We start from the raw sequence: 16,469 nt of genomic DNA, 5'->3' as shown, positions 1-16,469 counted from the left end.
GTGTTTGTATGAAAGTGGAATTTATAAAAGAGTTAGCAATGTTATTACAAGAAAATGATATAAACGAACTTGATTATACCTATAACAGTGAAAGAATTAGATTAGTAAAAAATACAACTTTAAAAAGCGATATAGAAGATATATATTTTAAGAATCAAAATAATTTCAAACTTTTTGAAGAAAGGAAAACTGAAGAAATTCCACAAAATGTTTCTCATGAAGAAGACAATATTAAATTAGGGATGGATTTGGATACTGAAAAAATAAAAGCGAGTATGATTGGGACTTTTTATAGCAAACCGTCACCTGATGAAACAGAGTTTGTGAATGTAGGAAGTACAGTCAAAAAAGGAGATGTAATAGGAATAATAGAATCTATGAAGTTGATGAACGAAATAAAGGCTCCTTTTGATTGTGAGATAATTCAAATTTTAGTTGATGAAGAAGAAGTAGTTGAGTTTGGTCAGGAATTATTTGAAGTAAAGGTGATATAAATGTCTAAAAACATAAAAAAAGTACTAGTAGCCAATAGAGGAGAAATAGCTGTAAGAGTAATTAGGACTTTAAAAGATATGGGAATAAAAAGTGTTGCTATTTTTTCGGAAGCAGATAGAGAATCGCTGCATACCAGAATTGCTGATGAATGTATATGTATTGGCCCTAAAAATGTAAAAGATAGTTATTTGAATAAAGTTCAAGTTATAAATGCGGCTATTGTTACAGGGGCTGATGCGATACATCCGGGGTTTGGTTTTTTATCAGAAAACTCCAGTTTTGCAAAGTTATGTGAAATATATAATATAAAATTTATAGGACCGAACAGTAAGGTAATTGAACTGATGGGGAATAAGGATATATCTAAAAAAATGATGCAAAATGCCGGGATTTCAATTATTCCAGGAAGCGATGGTATTGTTGATTCGGTAGATTTAGCCAAAAAAATTTCAAAAAATATAGGATATCCTATAATAATAAAAGCGAGATCCGGTGGTGGTGGAAAAGGCATGAGAATTGTACACTCTGAAAATGAAATGGACAACAATTTCAAATCGGCTGAAAAGGAAGCTGAAAATGCTTTTGGTGATGGTGGATTGTATATTGAAAAATACATTGTTGAACCGAGGCATATTGAAGTACAAATAATGGCAGATGAATTTGGAAATGTAATTCATTTAGGGGGCAGAGATTGTTCAATTCAAAAGAATCACCAGAAAGTCATTGAAGAAGCCCCACCAACTGCTGTTTCAAAAGAAATAATGAATAAATTATATGATATGTCTATTAGAGCTACTAGATATGTTGGATACACAAATGTTGGTACAATTGAATATTTAGTTTCGAAAAATGACGAAGTTTTTTTTATGGAAATGAATACCAGGATTCAGGTAGAACACCCGGTGACAGAAATGGTGACAGGAATAGATATTGTAAAAGAACAGATAAATATTGCTTCTCAAAAAAGATTATCGTATACACAGGAAGACATCAAAATCGATGGATGTGCGATAGAATGTAGGATAAATGCATATGATTCTGATAGAGATTTTATACCTAGCATAGGTAAAATTAGAGGTTTGAATATTCCGGGAGGATATGGAGTAAGAGTAGATAGCTCTATTTATCAGGGGTACGATGTCTTGCCCTTTTATGACTCAATGTTAGCAAAAGTGATTTCTTTTGCTAAAACAAGAGAAGAAGCAATTAAGATAATGAGAAGAGTCCTAGATGAATTTGTAGTTGAAGGTGTGAAAACGAATATTAAATTTAATAAAATGATAATGAACGATTTTGATTATATTCAAAATAATTATTCTACTTCATTTTTGGAAGATAAGATGAGAACAGAAGGAGAATAGTGATTATATGATATTAGAACATTTCAAAAGGAAAAAGTATAAACCTGTAAAATCAATAAATATACAGCCAGATATGCTGATAAAATGTCCTGAATGTGGAAGTATGATATTGAAAGGTGATGTGATTAAATGTTTTAAAATATGCCCATCTTGTGATAAATATTTAAAAATGAGTGCAAGAGAAAGGATAAAAAGTTTACTTGATAGTGAAAGTTTTGTTGAGTATTTCAAAGAGAAAAAAATTAGAGATCCCCTTAACTTTCCAAAGTACAAAGAAAAACAAAATTTATTGAGAAGAAATACGGGAAATGATGAGGCTGTAATTTGTGGTATAGGAAAAATAGAGGGGTATAAAGTAGTAATAGCTGTTATGGATACATATTTCATGATGGGAAGTATGGGAAGTACAGTTGGCGAAAAAATAACCAAAAGCATTGAGCTATCTATAAAGAAAAAATTGCCTTTAATTATTTTTACTGCTTCGGGAGGTGCCAGAATGCAAGAAGGAATGTATTCTCTTATGCAAATGGCAAAGACATCACAGGCAATAGCTAAACACAATGAGAAAGGTTTATTATATATTTCTGTTATGACAGATCCAACTACTGGGGGAGTAAGTGCGAGTTTTGCAAATTTAGGAGATATTATTATTGCAGAAAAAGGTGCATTGATTGGATTTGCAGGACAGAGAGTTATTAAGCAGGTGACAGGAACAAGTTTGCCTGAAGGTTTTCAAAGAGCCGAATTTTTATTAGAACATGGATTGATAGATATGGTAGTTAAAAGAGAAGAGCTGAAAAGGACTCTGAGTGATATATTGAAAATCCATAGCAAGCAAAAAAAAGGGGGAAAGTGATATGAAAGCAATGGATATAGTTAGAACATCAAGACATCCCCAAAGGTTAAAATCAAAAGACTACATTGAATATATGTGCGACCCGTTTATAGAATTTCACGGGGATAGACTATATTCTGATGATGATACTATAATCGGTGGAATTGGTCTAATAGATGGGTATTCAGTAATGATTATTGCTCAGCAGAAAGATAGAAATTTTGGAATGCCTAATCCGGAGGGATATAGAAAAGTTGTAAGACTTGCCAAGTATGCAGAGAAATATAAATTTCCCTTAATAACATTTATTGATACTCCGGGTGCAGGATGTGGAATAGAGGCTGAAGAAAGAGGTCAATCAGGAGCAATAGCAAATTGCTTGTTGGAATTTTCCAAGTTAAAAATTCCAACTTTATCAATTGTAATTGGTGAAGGCGGTAGTGGAGGTGCTTTGGCTTTGGGGGTAACTGATGAAATATGGATGTTAGAAAATAGTGTGTATTCGATTTTATCTCCGGAAGGGTTTTCGAGTATACTTTGGAAAGACCCTAGTAGAAAAGAAGAAGCAGCAGAATTAATGAGAATAACGAGTTACAATTTATTTGAAGATGGTTTTATTGATAAAATTATTAAAGAAGATGGGGGGCAGATTTATCATTTAAAAAATGAAATTTTAAAATATCTAAAAAAAATATCTTCACTTTCTGTGGAAAAGTACATAAAAAAAAGATATGATAAATATAGAAGAATTTTAGGATAGTGGAGGTAAATCAAAGTGGAAGATAAATTAAATTATGAAAATAGCAGAAAAGTAATAAATGATATAATTGTTGAGCTATTTAAAAATATTTTAACAATAGAGGAAAGATCTTTAAGAAACCGAGGAATAAGAGATCTTTCAATGACGGAGATACATACAATTGAAGCCATAGGTATAAATGGCTCCAAGACAATGTCAGAAGTTGCAGAAGCACTTGATATTACAATGGGAACACTTACTATAAGTATAACGAGATTGGAGAACAAAGGGTATGTATATAGAACTAAAGATCCTAATGACAGAAGAGTTGTGTTAGCAAGTTTGACAAAAAAAGGAGAATTAGTTGATAAAATACATAGAAATTTTCATGATGAAATGATTGATCATGTGATGATTGATTTGAAGTTAGATGAAGATCAGGCCTTAATTAGTGCCTTAAAAAATATCAATGAATTTTTCTTGAGAGAATATGGAGGTACCAATGTCTATTAAAATAATATCAACCGGTTCATATGCTGTAGGAAAAAAATTAAATAATCATATGCTGTCTAAGATAGTTGATACGAATAATCAGTGGATAGTAGAGAGAACAGGAATAGAAAGCAGGTATATTGCAGAAGATATAACGACAGAGGAGTTAGCATATAATAGTTGTAAAAAAGCTATTGAGAAGATTGATATTAACTTAGATGAAATTGGGTTGGTAATATTTTCAACTGTTACAGGCGATACTTCAGTTCCGTCTTCTTCTTTTACTATTTCAGGAAAACTAGGCATTAAAAATGCTGTGTGTTTTGATTTAAATGCAGCTTGCAGTGGATTTATATATTCTATAGCTGTTGCAAATTCGCTTATTAAATCAATAAATTTTAAATATGCAATAGTAGTAGGCGCTGAAAGACTATCTAAATATATTGATTGGAAAGACAGATCTACTTGTATATTATTTGGAGATGGTGCTGGTTGTGCTATTTTAGAAAACACCTGCTATAACAATAATATAAATTTGACAGATAATGATAATTTTATCGATATAGTCAAAAATAGTATTTCAGAAAAAAAAATTGATTTAGAACTTATTGATACAATAGTAGGTGGCAAATATGATCAAAAAAGATATCTCACAATGAATTCAAAGTATAGTATTGAAGATGATGATTATTATATTAAGATGAATGGCAGACAAATATATAAATTTGCAACGGATATAGGTATAAAAATAATTGATGATTTATTGAAAAAAAACAATATCAGTAAAAAAGAGGTATGTATGATCATTCCTCATCAAGCAAATTTAAGAATAATAGAAACATTGGCGGATAAAAGTGAAATAAATCTTGAAAAGTGGTTTGTGAATTTAAGTAAATATGGAAATACTTCATCTGCAAGTGTTCCTATAGCTATGGATGAAGCGATGCGAAATTTTGATTTTCAAAGTAATAAAGGACGATATGTTATTATGTTAGCCTTTGGTGGCGGATTAAGCTACGGTGGAGTATTATTAAAAATTAATTAGCTATTCAAAATTTGATAGTAGATGTATTTAAAGAATACATTTATAAAATAAAAAAGAAAATACAATTTAGGAAAGAGGTAATAAAATGTTAGAAAAAATTAAAGAAATATTAGCAGAACAGTTGGATGTTGAAGTGGAAGAAATTAAAGATAATAGTGATATTCAAGAGGAGCTTGGAGCAGATTCTTTAGATGTAATGGATATAATGACTGAAATTGAAGAGGAATTTGAAATTGAGGTAGAAGATGAGGCAATTGAAACCCTTAGAACTCCTGCAAAAATTGAACAGTATATAAGTGAAAATAAAAAATAGTGAATATGCAAAAAAGAAAAAGGGGTATAATATGGGAAAGATAATAAGTAATGATGTATGTAGCTTGTTAGGTATTGAATATCCTATTTTTCAGGGAGGAATGGCATGGGTATCAGATGCTGATTTAGCTGCAGCAGTTTCAAATGCGGGCGGACTTGGAATAATTGCCGCAGGAAATGCACCAAAGGAATGGATAGTTGAACAAATAAAAAAGACAAAAATGATGACTGATAAACCGTTTGCTGTAAATGTAATGTTACTAAGTCCATTTGTAGATGATATAGTAGATGCTGTAATAGAAGAAAAAGTGGAAATAGTAGTTACAGGAGCAGGTAATCCAGGGAAATATTTTAAAAAGCTGAATGATAATGGTGTAAAAATAATTCCGGTAGTTCCTTCCGTTTCCCAGGCAATAAGGATGGAAAGAAATCAAGGTGTAGTTGCATTAATAGCTGAAGGTGCCGAAGCAGGAGGACACATAGGTGTAACCAATACTATGTCATTAATTCCCCAAATTGTAGATACAGTAGATATTCCGGTAATAGCAGCAGGAGGAATAGCTGACGGAAGAGGTATGGCAGCGGCTTTTTGCTTGGGAGCATCTGCAATACAAGTTGGAACTAGATTCTTGGTTGCCGATGAATGTAATGTGGCAGACTCCTATAAGGAAAAAGTTATTAATGCAAAAGATACATCGACAATGGTGACTGGCAATTCTACAGGTCATCCGGTTAGGGTTATAAAAAATAAGTTTGCAAAAAAGTTTAAAAAAATGGAGGACTCAAAAGCCAGCGCAGAAGAACTAGAGGTATTTAGTTCAGGAAGTCTTAGAAATGCAGTTGTAGACGGGGATGTAGAAAATGGTTCTATAATGGCAGGACAAATTGCAGGTTTAGTTAATAAAAAAGAATCATGTAAGTCCATTATAGAAGATATAATTAACATGTACGAAAGGACGGTTATGTCGATAAATGATTAAGAAAGTAGCCGTGGTTTTTCCCGGGCAAGGTTCTCAGTATGAGGGAATGGGGAAAGACATAATTAATTCTGATTTGGAAATAGGTAATATTTATAAAAAGTTGGATTCTATAGTTGGCAAGGACGTTGCAAAAATAATATTAGATGCAAAAAAAGAGGATTTGTTCAAAACTAGATATGCTCAATTAGCGATTTTTTTAAATAGTGTTTTATTGTATAAAGAATTTATGAATAAATATCGCGCATATATTAGAGTAGTAAGTTCTACGGGGCTGAGTTTAGGCGAATATTCGGCACTTTGTTCAGGTGGGGTATTTGATATTGAAACAGGCATCAGGTTAATAAATGAAAGAGGGCAAATAATGGAAACAGGTGCTGCTGGAAAAGGTGGTATGGTAGCCGTAATGAAAACAGATTTGCAAACTGTTTCTAATATGATATCAGAAGTTAAAGAAAAAAATGAAGGAGTAATAGATATTTGTAATTTGAATTCTCCGGTGCAAATAGTTGTTGGGGGGGGATTTGATCTTCTAGAAAAATTCAAAGAGAAGTGCTTAGAAAATAAAATAAAAAGAGTAATGGATTTGGGTGTTGAGGGACCTTTTCATACGTATATTTTGAGAGAATCTTCCATTGAATTCGGAAAACTTCTTACAAAGATTAGATATAATATGCCAATATACAAAATATATTCAAATTATGATGCTAATGAGTATCAAGAAGTTGCTGAATTTTCATCTAAATTACAAAAACAGATGTACTCACCGGTATATTTTGAAAAAATAATTAGAAAAATGCTTGAAGATGGAGTAAATGATTTTATTGAAATAGGGCCGGGGAAAACTCTTAACGGTTTCATTAAAAAGATTGATCGTAGAGCTAATATTTATAATATCCAAAATATTGGTGATATAGAAAATTTTGAACTTTAAATTATGTACTGATAATTTATAAGGAGGATTTATGGATAAAGCAAAAAATAAAAAGATAGCCTTTGTTACAGGCGGTTCAAGAGGCATAGGAAAAGCAATAGTAGAAAAATTAGGTAAAGACGGGTTTACAGTAGGTTTTAACTATGTTAGTTCAGAAGAAAAAGCAAATGAATTTGTGGTCAAACTGAAATCAGAGAATATTGATGCTTTTTGTGTTAGATTCGATGTAAGAAATTACAAAGAAACAGAAAATGCTATTTCTGAAATTCAAAGTGAGATAGGTAATATAGATGTTTTAGTCAATAATGCAGGTATAACGAAAGATAAATTATTTATCAGAATGAAAGAAATGGATTTTGATGATGTAATTGATATAAATCTTAAAGGAGTATTTAATTGTACTAAGCAAGTTGCCAGTAAAATGATGAAGCAAAGAAGTGGTAGAATTATAAATCTTTCATCTCTTGCAGGTGTAGTTGGCAATGTAGGTCAGGTAAACTATTCAGCATCTAAAGCCGGAGTTATAGGTATGACCAGAACTCTTGCAGCTGAATTAGGGGGTTATGGTATAACTGTAAATGCAATTGCTCCCGGTTTTATAAAAACTGATATGACAGATGTTTTATCTGAGAAGATAAAGGAAAAAATTATTGATTTAATACCACTTAAATCTATTGGTTATCCGGAAGATATTGCAAATGCTGTTTCGTTTCTTGCAAATGACTCAGGAAGATATATAACGGGACAGGTTATAAGTATAGATGGTGGGTTATCTGCAATATAGAGAGGTAGTGTATGAGTAGAAGAGTAGTAATTACTGGTGCTGGAGTAATATCTCCTATAGGGAATAATGTCGAAGATTTTGTAGAAAATATTATTAATTGTAAGAATGGCATAGGTTTTATAAGTTTATTTGATAATTTGCAGTATAAAACCAAGTTAGCAGCAGAGGTAAAAGATTTTGACCCGAAGAATTATGGAATAGAATCCCCAAAAAAGAAGGACAGATTCGTTCAATTTGCAATAGCAGCATCAAGAGAAGCGTTAAAAAGCAGCGGTTATATAATAGATGAAGATAATAAGCATAGAACAGGTGTAGTTATGGGAAGTGGAATAGGCGGATTGTCCACTATTCAGTCTGAATATGAAAAGTATCTAAGTAAAGGACCTAAAAAGGTTTCTTCTCATTTTATACCAAAAGCTATTATAAATATGGCAGCTGGTCATCTGTCAATAGAGCTTGGAACTAGAGGAGTATGTACATCTAGTGTTACTGCGTGTGCAACGGGTACCGATTCTATAGGTCATGCGTTTAGACTGGTAAAAGACGGCTATCAAGATATAGTATTTGCCGGAGGATGTGAAGCGAGTATATGTGATTTAGGAGTTGCAGGTTTTGAATCCATGTCTGCTCTAAGTTTTTCAAATGATGTAGATAGAGCTTCAATACCTTTTGATAAAGAGAGAAATGGCTTTGTTATGGGAGAAGGTGCAGCAGTTTTAGTGTTAGAATCTTTAGAGTCCGCTCTTAACAGAGATGCGAATATAATATGTGAAATAGTAGGTTATGGTCAATCCAGTGATGCCTATCATATTACAGCACCCAGTCCGGATGCTGAAGGTGGAATGTATTCAATGAAATATGCAATTGAAGAGGCGGGTATAAAACCGGAGGAAGTTGATTATATCAATGCACACGGAACAAGCACTCAAATGAATGATTCGACTGAAACAAGTGCTATTAAGAAACTATTTAAAGAGCATAGTTATAATCTGGCTGTATCATCGACAAAAAGTATGACCGGACATATGTTGGGAGCTACCGGAGCCGTAGAGGCATTGGTTTGTTGCTATGCATTAAATAAAGGATTTATACCATCTACAATCAATTATAAGGAAAAAGATGAAGAATGTGACTTAGATTATGTAGTTGAAGGAACTAGGAATAAGTGTATAAAATATGCTTTATCAAATTCACTTGGCTTTGGAGGTCATAATGCTTCTTTATTATTTAAGAAATACGAATAAATTTTGATTATTAGTATTAGTTGTTTATTTAAAAAATTAAAATAACGGTGAGTAAATTATTTAATATTAATCCTTAGTATATTTTGGTTTTTTACGTCAGTTAAAGGAGTATAAATGCTTAATATTGAAGAAATAAAAAAAATAATACCACACAGATATCCATTTTTATTAATAGATAAAGTTGTGGAGATGGAAATAGGTAAAAGTTGTCATGCCGTAAAATGCATAACTAATACAGAACCCTGGTTTCAAGGTCATTTTCCAGAACATAATGTAATGCCGGGTGTTTTATTAGTTGAGGCTATGGCACAAACAGGAGCTGTTTCTATCTTATCTGTTGAGGAAAATAAAGGGAAAATTGCTTTTTTTTCAGGAATCAAGGACGCTAAATTTAGAAGAGAAATTCTTCCGGGAGATAAACTAGATATATTTATAGAAATAGTAAAATTAAGAAAAAATTTTGGAATTGGAAGAGGAAAAATATATTCTGAGGGAGAATTATGTGTGGAAGCGGAAATTAGCTTTTTTATAGAAAAGTAATTTTTACAAATTAATTCCTATATTATATAAAGTAGGGGAAAAATACAAGATAAAATGAATATTAAAATCGCAGAACGAGTATTGGAGATGTTGATAAAAATAATTTGGAAAAAGGTTTTTGTCAAATTTGTTATACAGTTCTGCGTTTTTTATTTGACAAAAGAAAAGTTAGTAATCTTATCTTTACTAAAAAACTAATTCGTCAAGAAATAAAACAAGGAATAAAACAAGATTTTTTTATAAAGTAAGGAAATTATTAAGGTTAGAATGATAACATAAAAATGTTAAAATGAAGTTTTGACAAAATAAACTTTGATTATTTAAGGTGAAGATATGAAAAAATTAAAATACTATATAATACCAATTATAACAGGATTTCTCTGTATGACATTGCTTTGTTATATTTTGGATAAATATAATAATAAATTAATTAGTGAAAAAAATATAAGTAAAATTTTGTATAATTCAGACAGTATGATAAAAAACAAGGGATATTTTTTAAATAATTACTTAAGTAAAAAGGGATATATAATGATGTTTGGTTCTTCTGAATTAAGTCACTCTACGATACATCATCCCGATTATTATTTTAATAGAGGAAATACGAAAGATGGTATAGTAACAATTGGTAAGGCCTATACACAGAATCTGCAGCATGCGATTTCACTTGGAAGTCTGGAAAAAAGCAAAGGTAAAAAAGTTGTCTTACTTCTTTCTATGCAGTGGTTTATGGATGAAAATGGTGTAACAAACAGACATTTTCAAGGTAGATTTTCTCCAGAGCAGTTTTATAAATTTATGAACAATGAAAATGTAAGTGATAAAACGAAAATAAAAGCTGCAAAAAGGATAAGTGGTTTACTTGAAGGCAATGAGGAGTATCTAGGTGAATATATATACTCAAAAAAAATATCTGAGGATTCTAATTTTAAAACCATATACAGTGTTTTTCAGCCGTATTTTATTTTCAGGCAAAATATGGTTGATTTAAAGGATAAGGGTGTACTTTATAAAGAATTAAACATTGTTGATAATAACATTAATAATCAAAAAATTAAACGATATAGTTGGAAAAAAGAGAAAAAAAATGCCTTGTTTAATGCACTAAAAAGGGTAGGAAATAAACCTCATATGTTGGGTGGAAAAAGGCTTTATATTGATAAAGGTTATTATAAGAAGAATTTAAGAGGTAGAGATAAAAAATTTAGGGGATTGTACAAGAATGTCAATCTCAATAAATCAAAAGAATATGAGGATCTAGAGGTATTTCTGTCGGTTTGTAAAGATATGGATATAAAACCCGTAATTGTGATGATGCCGGTTATGGATGATTTTTATGAATTTACTGGACTAAATATAAATAAAAGAAATATATATTATAATAATATAAGAAATTTGACAAAAAAGTATGATACAAAATTACTAGATCTGACTTCGCATGACAATGATAGATATTATCTTAGAGATGTTATGCATATAGGAAATGTGGGTTGGGTAGATATTAGTGAGCGAATATATAATATATATTCTGAGCAGAAAAATAATTAATTTTAGCTTAAAAAAGATTGCAAAATTGAGCATCAAAATAAATGTTTTTATATTAAAGAGAAAAATACTGAATTTTAAGTTGAAATATTTAGATTTGAAATGGAGATATATTATAATGAGAATTGATAAACATTTAAAAATATCTATTTATATTTCAGTTATCGTTGTAATTTGTATATTGGCATATACATTTATACCTATAAATGACATTGCTTTTATATATAATGAGTTTTAAACTAGAAATATATTTATAATAATTTTAAATTAATAAGAAGGACAAAGGTATGATAAATATAGTTGAAAATATAAAAAAATATGCGAAAGATGACAATAGATTAGCAATAATATGTGAAGATAGAAAGTTAACATATTATGAGGTAGATAAATTTTCTGACAGGTTTGCAAATTACATATTGGAAAATTATAATTCAAAAACTCCTATATTAATTTTCGGAAATAAAAATGTCGATATAATTCCCACAATGATTGGTTCATTAAAAACTGGAAGAGCATATGTTCCGGTTGATATAAGCTCATCTTTTCAGAGGTTAGTTGATATTGTAGAATTAATAAATCCGGAGATTATAGTAGATTTTTCCGGTAAAAATATGTTTAATAATAGTGAAGTAAAGGAATATTTTAGAGGTATTGAGATTATTGACAGTGATAAAATCAGAAATATTTTTAAATCAAAAGAGCTAATTTTGAATAAAGAAATTAAAGATATATATGTGAAAAATGATGAAAATTCATATATATTGTTTACTTCCGGAACTACAGGTAAACCCAAAGGTGTACAAATTAGTGCATATAATTTAGATAGTTTTATCAGTTGGATTTCACCTGTATTAAAGATTGACGGAAGAGAAAAGATTGTTATGGATCAACCATCTTATTCATTTGATCTAAGTGTTGCCGGATTATATACTTCTCTTGCTTTTGGGGCGACACTTTATTCAATACCTACAGATATTAGTTATGATTTTAAAAGATTATTTGAGAAATTAAAGAAATCAGAAATGGAAGTGTGGATCTCTACACCTTCATATGCAAATATGTGTTTGATGGATGATTCATTTAATAAAGAAATATTGCCCAGATTAGAGGTAATGCTATTTATAGGTGAAGTACTACCTATTGAAGTAGCAAGGAAATTGAAGGAAAGATTTCCGGATACTAGAATAATTAATGGTTATGGACCAACTGAAGCTACTGTTGGAATCAGTCAAATTGAAATAGATGATAAACTAATTTCAAAAGGAAAAAACTTTCCTGTAGGTATTCCAATGGACAATTGCAGAATAGAAATAGTTGATAAAGATTTAAAACCTTTACCAAAGGGTCAAATAGGCGAGATATTAATAACCGGTCCATCAGTGTCAAAAGGCTATTATAAAAATGATGAAGCTAATAAAAAATCGTTCTTTTGTGAAGATAATTGTTTAGAAAATCGAACATATAGAACAGGAGATCTTGGATTATTATCAGATGATGGAAATATATATTTCTTTGGAAGGATTGACTTTCAAATAAAATTGAATGGATATAGAATAGAAATAGAGGATATTGAAAATAATTTAAGGAAAATAGAAGGGGTGAGTTCTGCAGCTGTCATACCTGTAAAAAAAGATGGGGAAGTATCCTATTTAAGAGCAGTAGTATCATTAAAAAGTAAGATAGATATAAGTAAATTGAAAAAGACTATTGAGTTAAAAAAGAAATTGTCAGATTTAGTTCCTAAATACATGGTTCCAAAATATTTTGACTATATAGATGAAATGCCACTAAATACTAATGGTAAAATAGACAGGAAAAAACTATACTCAAAATTTGTGGAGGAGATGTAATGATATTATCACAATATGGAGATTATCTTTACCTATACATATTATTATTAGTATCTATTCCGGCTGTTATATTAGGTATTAGAGAAAAGAATATAAAGTACTATGCCATGTTTATTACCGTTGTAATGGTAATATTGACAATAGGAGTAGATAGTCAATTCAGATATTTATTGGGGTTTATTTTTTGGGAAATGATCCTTATATACACCTTTTATAGGTTACGGACTAAAAATAAACTTATATTCAGAATATACATTATTTTATCTCTGTTACCTTTGATAATAAATAAGTTGATGCCCTTTTTAAAGTTAGATTTAGTTGGATTTGTTGGAATATCATACATGTCTTTTAAAACGGTTCAAATAATTATAGATATATTTGATGGAAATGTTAAGGAGTTGGATTTTTTTGATATAATTTATTTTATATTGTTTTTTCCAACTTTGAGTTCAGGGCCGATTGACAGATATAGGCGTTTTAAAGACGATATAAATTCAAGTATCAGTTCAGATGATTATATAGAAAATTACTTAAGTATAGGTATTAAGAAATTATTCAAAGGTATAGTATATAAGTTTGCTTTCGCATCTATATTATATGTTTTTATGGATAAAATACCGAATGATAAGTCTGCATTAAGTTTGATAATGTATATGTATTTATATACTTTTTATTTATTTTTTGATTTTGCAGGATATAGTTCAATGGCTATTGGGACAGGCTACATATTTGGTGTTCATGTTCCCGAGAATTTTAACAAACCATTTATAAGTAAGGATATGAAGGAATTTTGGACAAGATGGCATATAAGTTTATCAAGATGGTTTGGTGATTATATTTTTTCCAGATATGTACTTGCTGCAATGAGAAACAGAAAAATTAAGAAAAAGAAAAATATATACAGAATTGGTCAAATAATTACAATGACAACGATGGGAATATGGCACGGACTTACTTGGTATTATATTGCATATGGTGTATATCAAGGAATTGCATTAGTTTTAACTGATAATTACATTGGTACAAAATGGCATAAAAAAAATGCTAAAAATAAAATATATCAATATTTACAAGTTTTTATAACATTCCATATTATTTGTTTTGGTATGTTGATATTTTCAGGTTATCTAAATAGATTTTTTGGGTAATTAATTAGAATTATAGTATATTATTTGGAGGAAAAAATGGATTTAAAAGAAAAAGTAATAGAAATTTTTGAAGAAGTATTAGAAAGTGATGAAATAAGAGATAATGAAGATTTAGATTTGTTCGAAAATGAGCTATTGGATTCTCTTGCAATTATTGAAGTATTATTGATGATTGAAGAAAAATTAGGTATATCATTACAACCAACTGATTTAGAAAGAAAAGATATGAGCTCTGTAAATAATTTGGTAAACTTTTTAAGAGACAGAGTATAGTATTGTTATAGAGTAAAATACTGTGATATAATAAAAATATTGTGTTACAGTTTAAAAATAGGAGGAAGTGTTTAGTCACGAATTAATTATGAGTAGAGAATTAGCGGAATTATTGTTTCCAAATGTTGATAAAACATTAGATTATTATGAAAATTTATTTCCAGAAAGAAATTTGGATAAAAAAGCAAAAGTAACAAGATTAGGTCCTAGTCCAACCGGATTTATACATTTAGGAAATTTGTATGGTGCCCTAGTTGATGAAAGGATGGCTCACTTAAGTGGTGGAATCATGCTTCTTAGAATAGAAGATACTGATGATAAAAGGAAGGTAGAAGGTTCTGAAGAGTTAATAATTAATTCACTAAAGTTTTTTGGAATTGAATTTGATGAGGGTGTTACAATTGGTGGTGAAAGAGGATTATATGGGCCATATAGACAAAGTGACAGAAAAGAAATTTATCAGACAGCTGCAAAGTTTTTGACTCAAAAAGGCCTGGCTTACCCATCTTTCGTAAGCGAAGAAGAAATGGCTGAAATCAGAGAACAGCAAGAAAAAGAAGGTGTAAATACAGGTTACTATGGAAAATGGGCGACTGATAGGGATTTAAGTTTTAATGAAATTAAATCGAAAATCAATAATGGCGAATCATGGACATTGAGATTAAGATCTAATGGCGATCCTGAGGTTGCCATGAAATTTATAGATGGAATAAGAGGCGAAATTACAGTAAGACAAAATAATTTAGATGTCGTTTTACTAAAGCAAAACGGTATTCCAACATATCACTTTGCTCATGTTGTAGATGATCATTTTATGAGGATTACTGATGTAGTAAGAGGAGAAGAATGGTTGTCAACTCTTCCGATACATTTGGAATTATTTTATGTGATGGGGTGGAGAAGACCAAATTACAATCACACTGCGCATTTAATGAAGGTTGAAAATGGAAATAAAAGAAAACTTTCAAAAAGAAAAGATCCTGAGCTTTCTCTTGAGTATTATATGAAAGATGGATATTTTCCTCAGGCAGTAACGGAATATTTAATGACATTGATGAATTCTAATTATGAAGAGTGGAGAATGAAAAATCAGGATAAATCATATATGGAATTTGCCTTTAAAACTAAGAACATGAGTTCATCAGGCGCTTTATTTGATTTAAATAAACTAAATGATATTTCTAAAGATGTTTTAGCAAGGATATCAGTCGATAAAATCGTGGATATTCTAATTTCCTGGGCTGAAAAATTTGATGATAAATCGTATAAACTTCTGATTAAATATAGAGAAGAACTTATAAAATTGCTTTCCATTGGACGTGGCGGTAAAAAGCCAAGAAAAGACCTAATGAATTGCAGGCAAATAATGGAATTTATTAGTTACTACTTTGATGAGGGCTTTGAATATGTAGATTCTTTACCGGAAAGAGTATCAAAAGAAGATGCAAAGGTGATATTAAATTCTTATCTGAAGACGTATAATCAAAATGATACAAATGAAGAGTGGTTTGAGAAAGTAAAAACTATAACAGATAATAACGGATTTACATCTAATAACAAAGAATTTAAGAAAAATCCCGAACAGTTTAAGGGAAATATTACAGATGTGTCAACTGCAATTAGAGTAGCAGTTGTAGGAAGACAACAGTCACCTGATTTATGGAATATTCAGCAGATAATGGGAGAAACTAGAGTAAAAAATAGAATTAATAAATATTTGGAAATAATATAATTTACGTAAACTTAATTTTAAAATACAGAATGGAAATAATTTAGTATTTTTTTATATTAAAAGTATGTAAATAATATACTATGTGAATAATATTTGTTATATTGAAAGACAGATACGAATATTATATGGGGATTAAAGGGGATGAAGTTCGTTATTTATCCTC

Annotated in this window: 17 protein-coding genes; all 17 read left to right on the top strand. The window is 30.1% G+C overall.

Going from position 1 to position 16,469, the window contains the following annotated elements; translation table 11 throughout:
* Positions 1-8 precede the first annotated feature (8 nt).
* The 17 genes from HLB29_RS03855 to gltX all read left to right on the top strand — a co-directional run bounded on the left by HLB29_RS03855 (position 9) and on the right by gltX (position 16,306).
* Positions 9-494, top strand: a complete 486-nt coding sequence (locus HLB29_RS03855) for an acetyl-CoA carboxylase biotin carboxyl carrier protein (protein ID WP_243155079.1) — start codon at positions 9-11, stop codon at positions 492-494.
* The gene (gene accC, locus HLB29_RS03850) at positions 495-1,856 is read left to right on the top strand and encodes an acetyl-CoA carboxylase biotin carboxylase subunit (protein WP_185623841.1); all 1,362 of its coding nucleotides are present in this window, start codon (positions 495-497) and stop codon (positions 1,854-1,856) included.
* 7 nt (positions 1,857-1,863) lie between these two features.
* Positions 1,864-2,712, top strand: coding sequence for an acetyl-CoA carboxylase, carboxyltransferase subunit beta (gene accD / locus HLB29_RS03845; protein ID WP_185623840.1), 849 nt, complete (start codon positions 1,864-1,866; stop codon positions 2,710-2,712).
* Between the two features lies 1 nt (position 2,713).
* On the top strand, positions 2,714-3,451 hold the full coding sequence (locus HLB29_RS03840; protein WP_185623839.1) for an acetyl-CoA carboxylase carboxyltransferase subunit alpha: 738 nt from the start codon (positions 2,714-2,716) through the stop codon (positions 3,449-3,451).
* 15 nt (positions 3,452-3,466) lie between these two features.
* On the top strand, positions 3,467-3,943 hold the full coding sequence (locus HLB29_RS03835) for a MarR family winged helix-turn-helix transcriptional regulator (RefSeq protein ID WP_185623838.1): 477 nt from the start codon (positions 3,467-3,469) through the stop codon (positions 3,941-3,943).
* The gene (locus HLB29_RS03830; RefSeq protein WP_185623837.1) at positions 3,933-4,967 is read left to right on the top strand and encodes a beta-ketoacyl-ACP synthase 3; all 1,035 of its coding nucleotides are present in this window, start codon (positions 3,933-3,935) and stop codon (positions 4,965-4,967) included. The genes HLB29_RS03835 and HLB29_RS03830 overlap by 11 nt, the downstream gene beginning before the upstream one ends.
* An 85-nt stretch (positions 4,968-5,052) precedes the next feature.
* A complete protein-coding gene (locus HLB29_RS03825; protein ID WP_185623836.1) occupies positions 5,053-5,280 on the top strand; it encodes an acyl carrier protein in 228 nt (75 codons plus the stop codon).
* 31 nt (positions 5,281-5,311) lie between these two features.
* Positions 5,312-6,259: an enoyl-[acyl-carrier-protein] reductase FabK gene (gene fabK, locus HLB29_RS03820; protein WP_185623835.1), complete on the top strand. Its 948-nt coding sequence runs from the start codon at positions 5,312-5,314 to the stop codon at positions 6,257-6,259.
* On the top strand, positions 6,252-7,190 hold the full coding sequence (locus HLB29_RS03815; RefSeq protein ID WP_185623834.1) for an ACP S-malonyltransferase: 939 nt from the start codon (positions 6,252-6,254) through the stop codon (positions 7,188-7,190). Before fabK ends, HLB29_RS03815 begins: the two co-directional genes overlap by 8 nt.
* 31 nt (positions 7,191-7,221) lie before the next feature.
* Positions 7,222-7,974 (top strand): 3-oxoacyl-[acyl-carrier-protein] reductase, encoded by a 753-nt coding sequence (fabG, locus tag HLB29_RS03810; RefSeq protein ID WP_185623833.1) that lies wholly within the window; start codon positions 7,222-7,224, stop codon positions 7,972-7,974.
* A gap of 11 nt (positions 7,975-7,985) precedes the next feature.
* The gene (fabF, locus tag HLB29_RS03805) at positions 7,986-9,218 is read left to right on the top strand and encodes a beta-ketoacyl-ACP synthase II (RefSeq protein ID WP_185623832.1); all 1,233 of its coding nucleotides are present in this window, start codon (positions 7,986-7,988) and stop codon (positions 9,216-9,218) included.
* Positions 9,219-9,332: 114 nt separating this feature from the next.
* Positions 9,333-9,758 (top strand): 3-hydroxyacyl-ACP dehydratase FabZ, encoded by a 426-nt coding sequence (gene fabZ, locus HLB29_RS03800; RefSeq protein WP_185623831.1) that lies wholly within the window; start codon positions 9,333-9,335, stop codon positions 9,756-9,758.
* A gap of 333 nt (positions 9,759-10,091) precedes the next feature.
* Positions 10,092-11,306 carry a D-alanyl-lipoteichoic acid biosynthesis protein DltD gene (dltD, locus tag HLB29_RS03795; protein WP_185623830.1) on the top strand — a complete coding sequence of 405 codons (1,215 nt, stop codon included), beginning with the start codon at positions 10,092-10,094 and terminating at the stop codon, positions 11,304-11,306.
* A gap of 284 nt (positions 11,307-11,590) precedes the next feature.
* Entirely contained in the window at positions 11,591-13,153 is a 1,563-nt protein-coding gene (gene dltA, locus HLB29_RS03790; protein ID WP_185623829.1) for a D-alanine--poly(phosphoribitol) ligase subunit DltA, read from the top strand.
* On the top strand, positions 13,153-14,301 hold the full coding sequence (gene dltB / locus HLB29_RS03785) for a D-alanyl-lipoteichoic acid biosynthesis protein DltB (RefSeq protein WP_185623828.1): 1,149 nt from the start codon (positions 13,153-13,155) through the stop codon (positions 14,299-14,301). The genes dltA and dltB overlap by 1 nt, the downstream gene beginning before the upstream one ends.
* Before the next feature lie 36 nt (positions 14,302-14,337).
* The gene (dltC, locus tag HLB29_RS03780) at positions 14,338-14,574 is read left to right on the top strand and encodes a D-alanine--poly(phosphoribitol) ligase subunit 2 (protein ID WP_185623827.1); all 237 of its coding nucleotides are present in this window, start codon (positions 14,338-14,340) and stop codon (positions 14,572-14,574) included.
* A 67-nt stretch (positions 14,575-14,641) separates the two neighbouring features.
* Positions 14,642-16,306: a glutamate--tRNA ligase gene (gltX, locus tag HLB29_RS03775; protein WP_330604386.1), complete on the top strand. Its 1,665-nt coding sequence runs from the start codon at positions 14,642-14,644 to the stop codon at positions 16,304-16,306.
* Positions 16,307-16,469: the final 163 nt, after the last annotated feature.

The sequence above is a fragment of the Peptostreptococcus canis genome (assembly GCF_014229965.1).
Lineage (GTDB): Bacteria > Bacillota > Clostridia > Peptostreptococcales > Peptostreptococcaceae > Peptostreptococcus > Peptostreptococcus canis.
The sequence above is the reverse complement of the archived record's forward strand: the minus strand, read 5'-3'. Positions and strand labels throughout refer to the sequence as shown.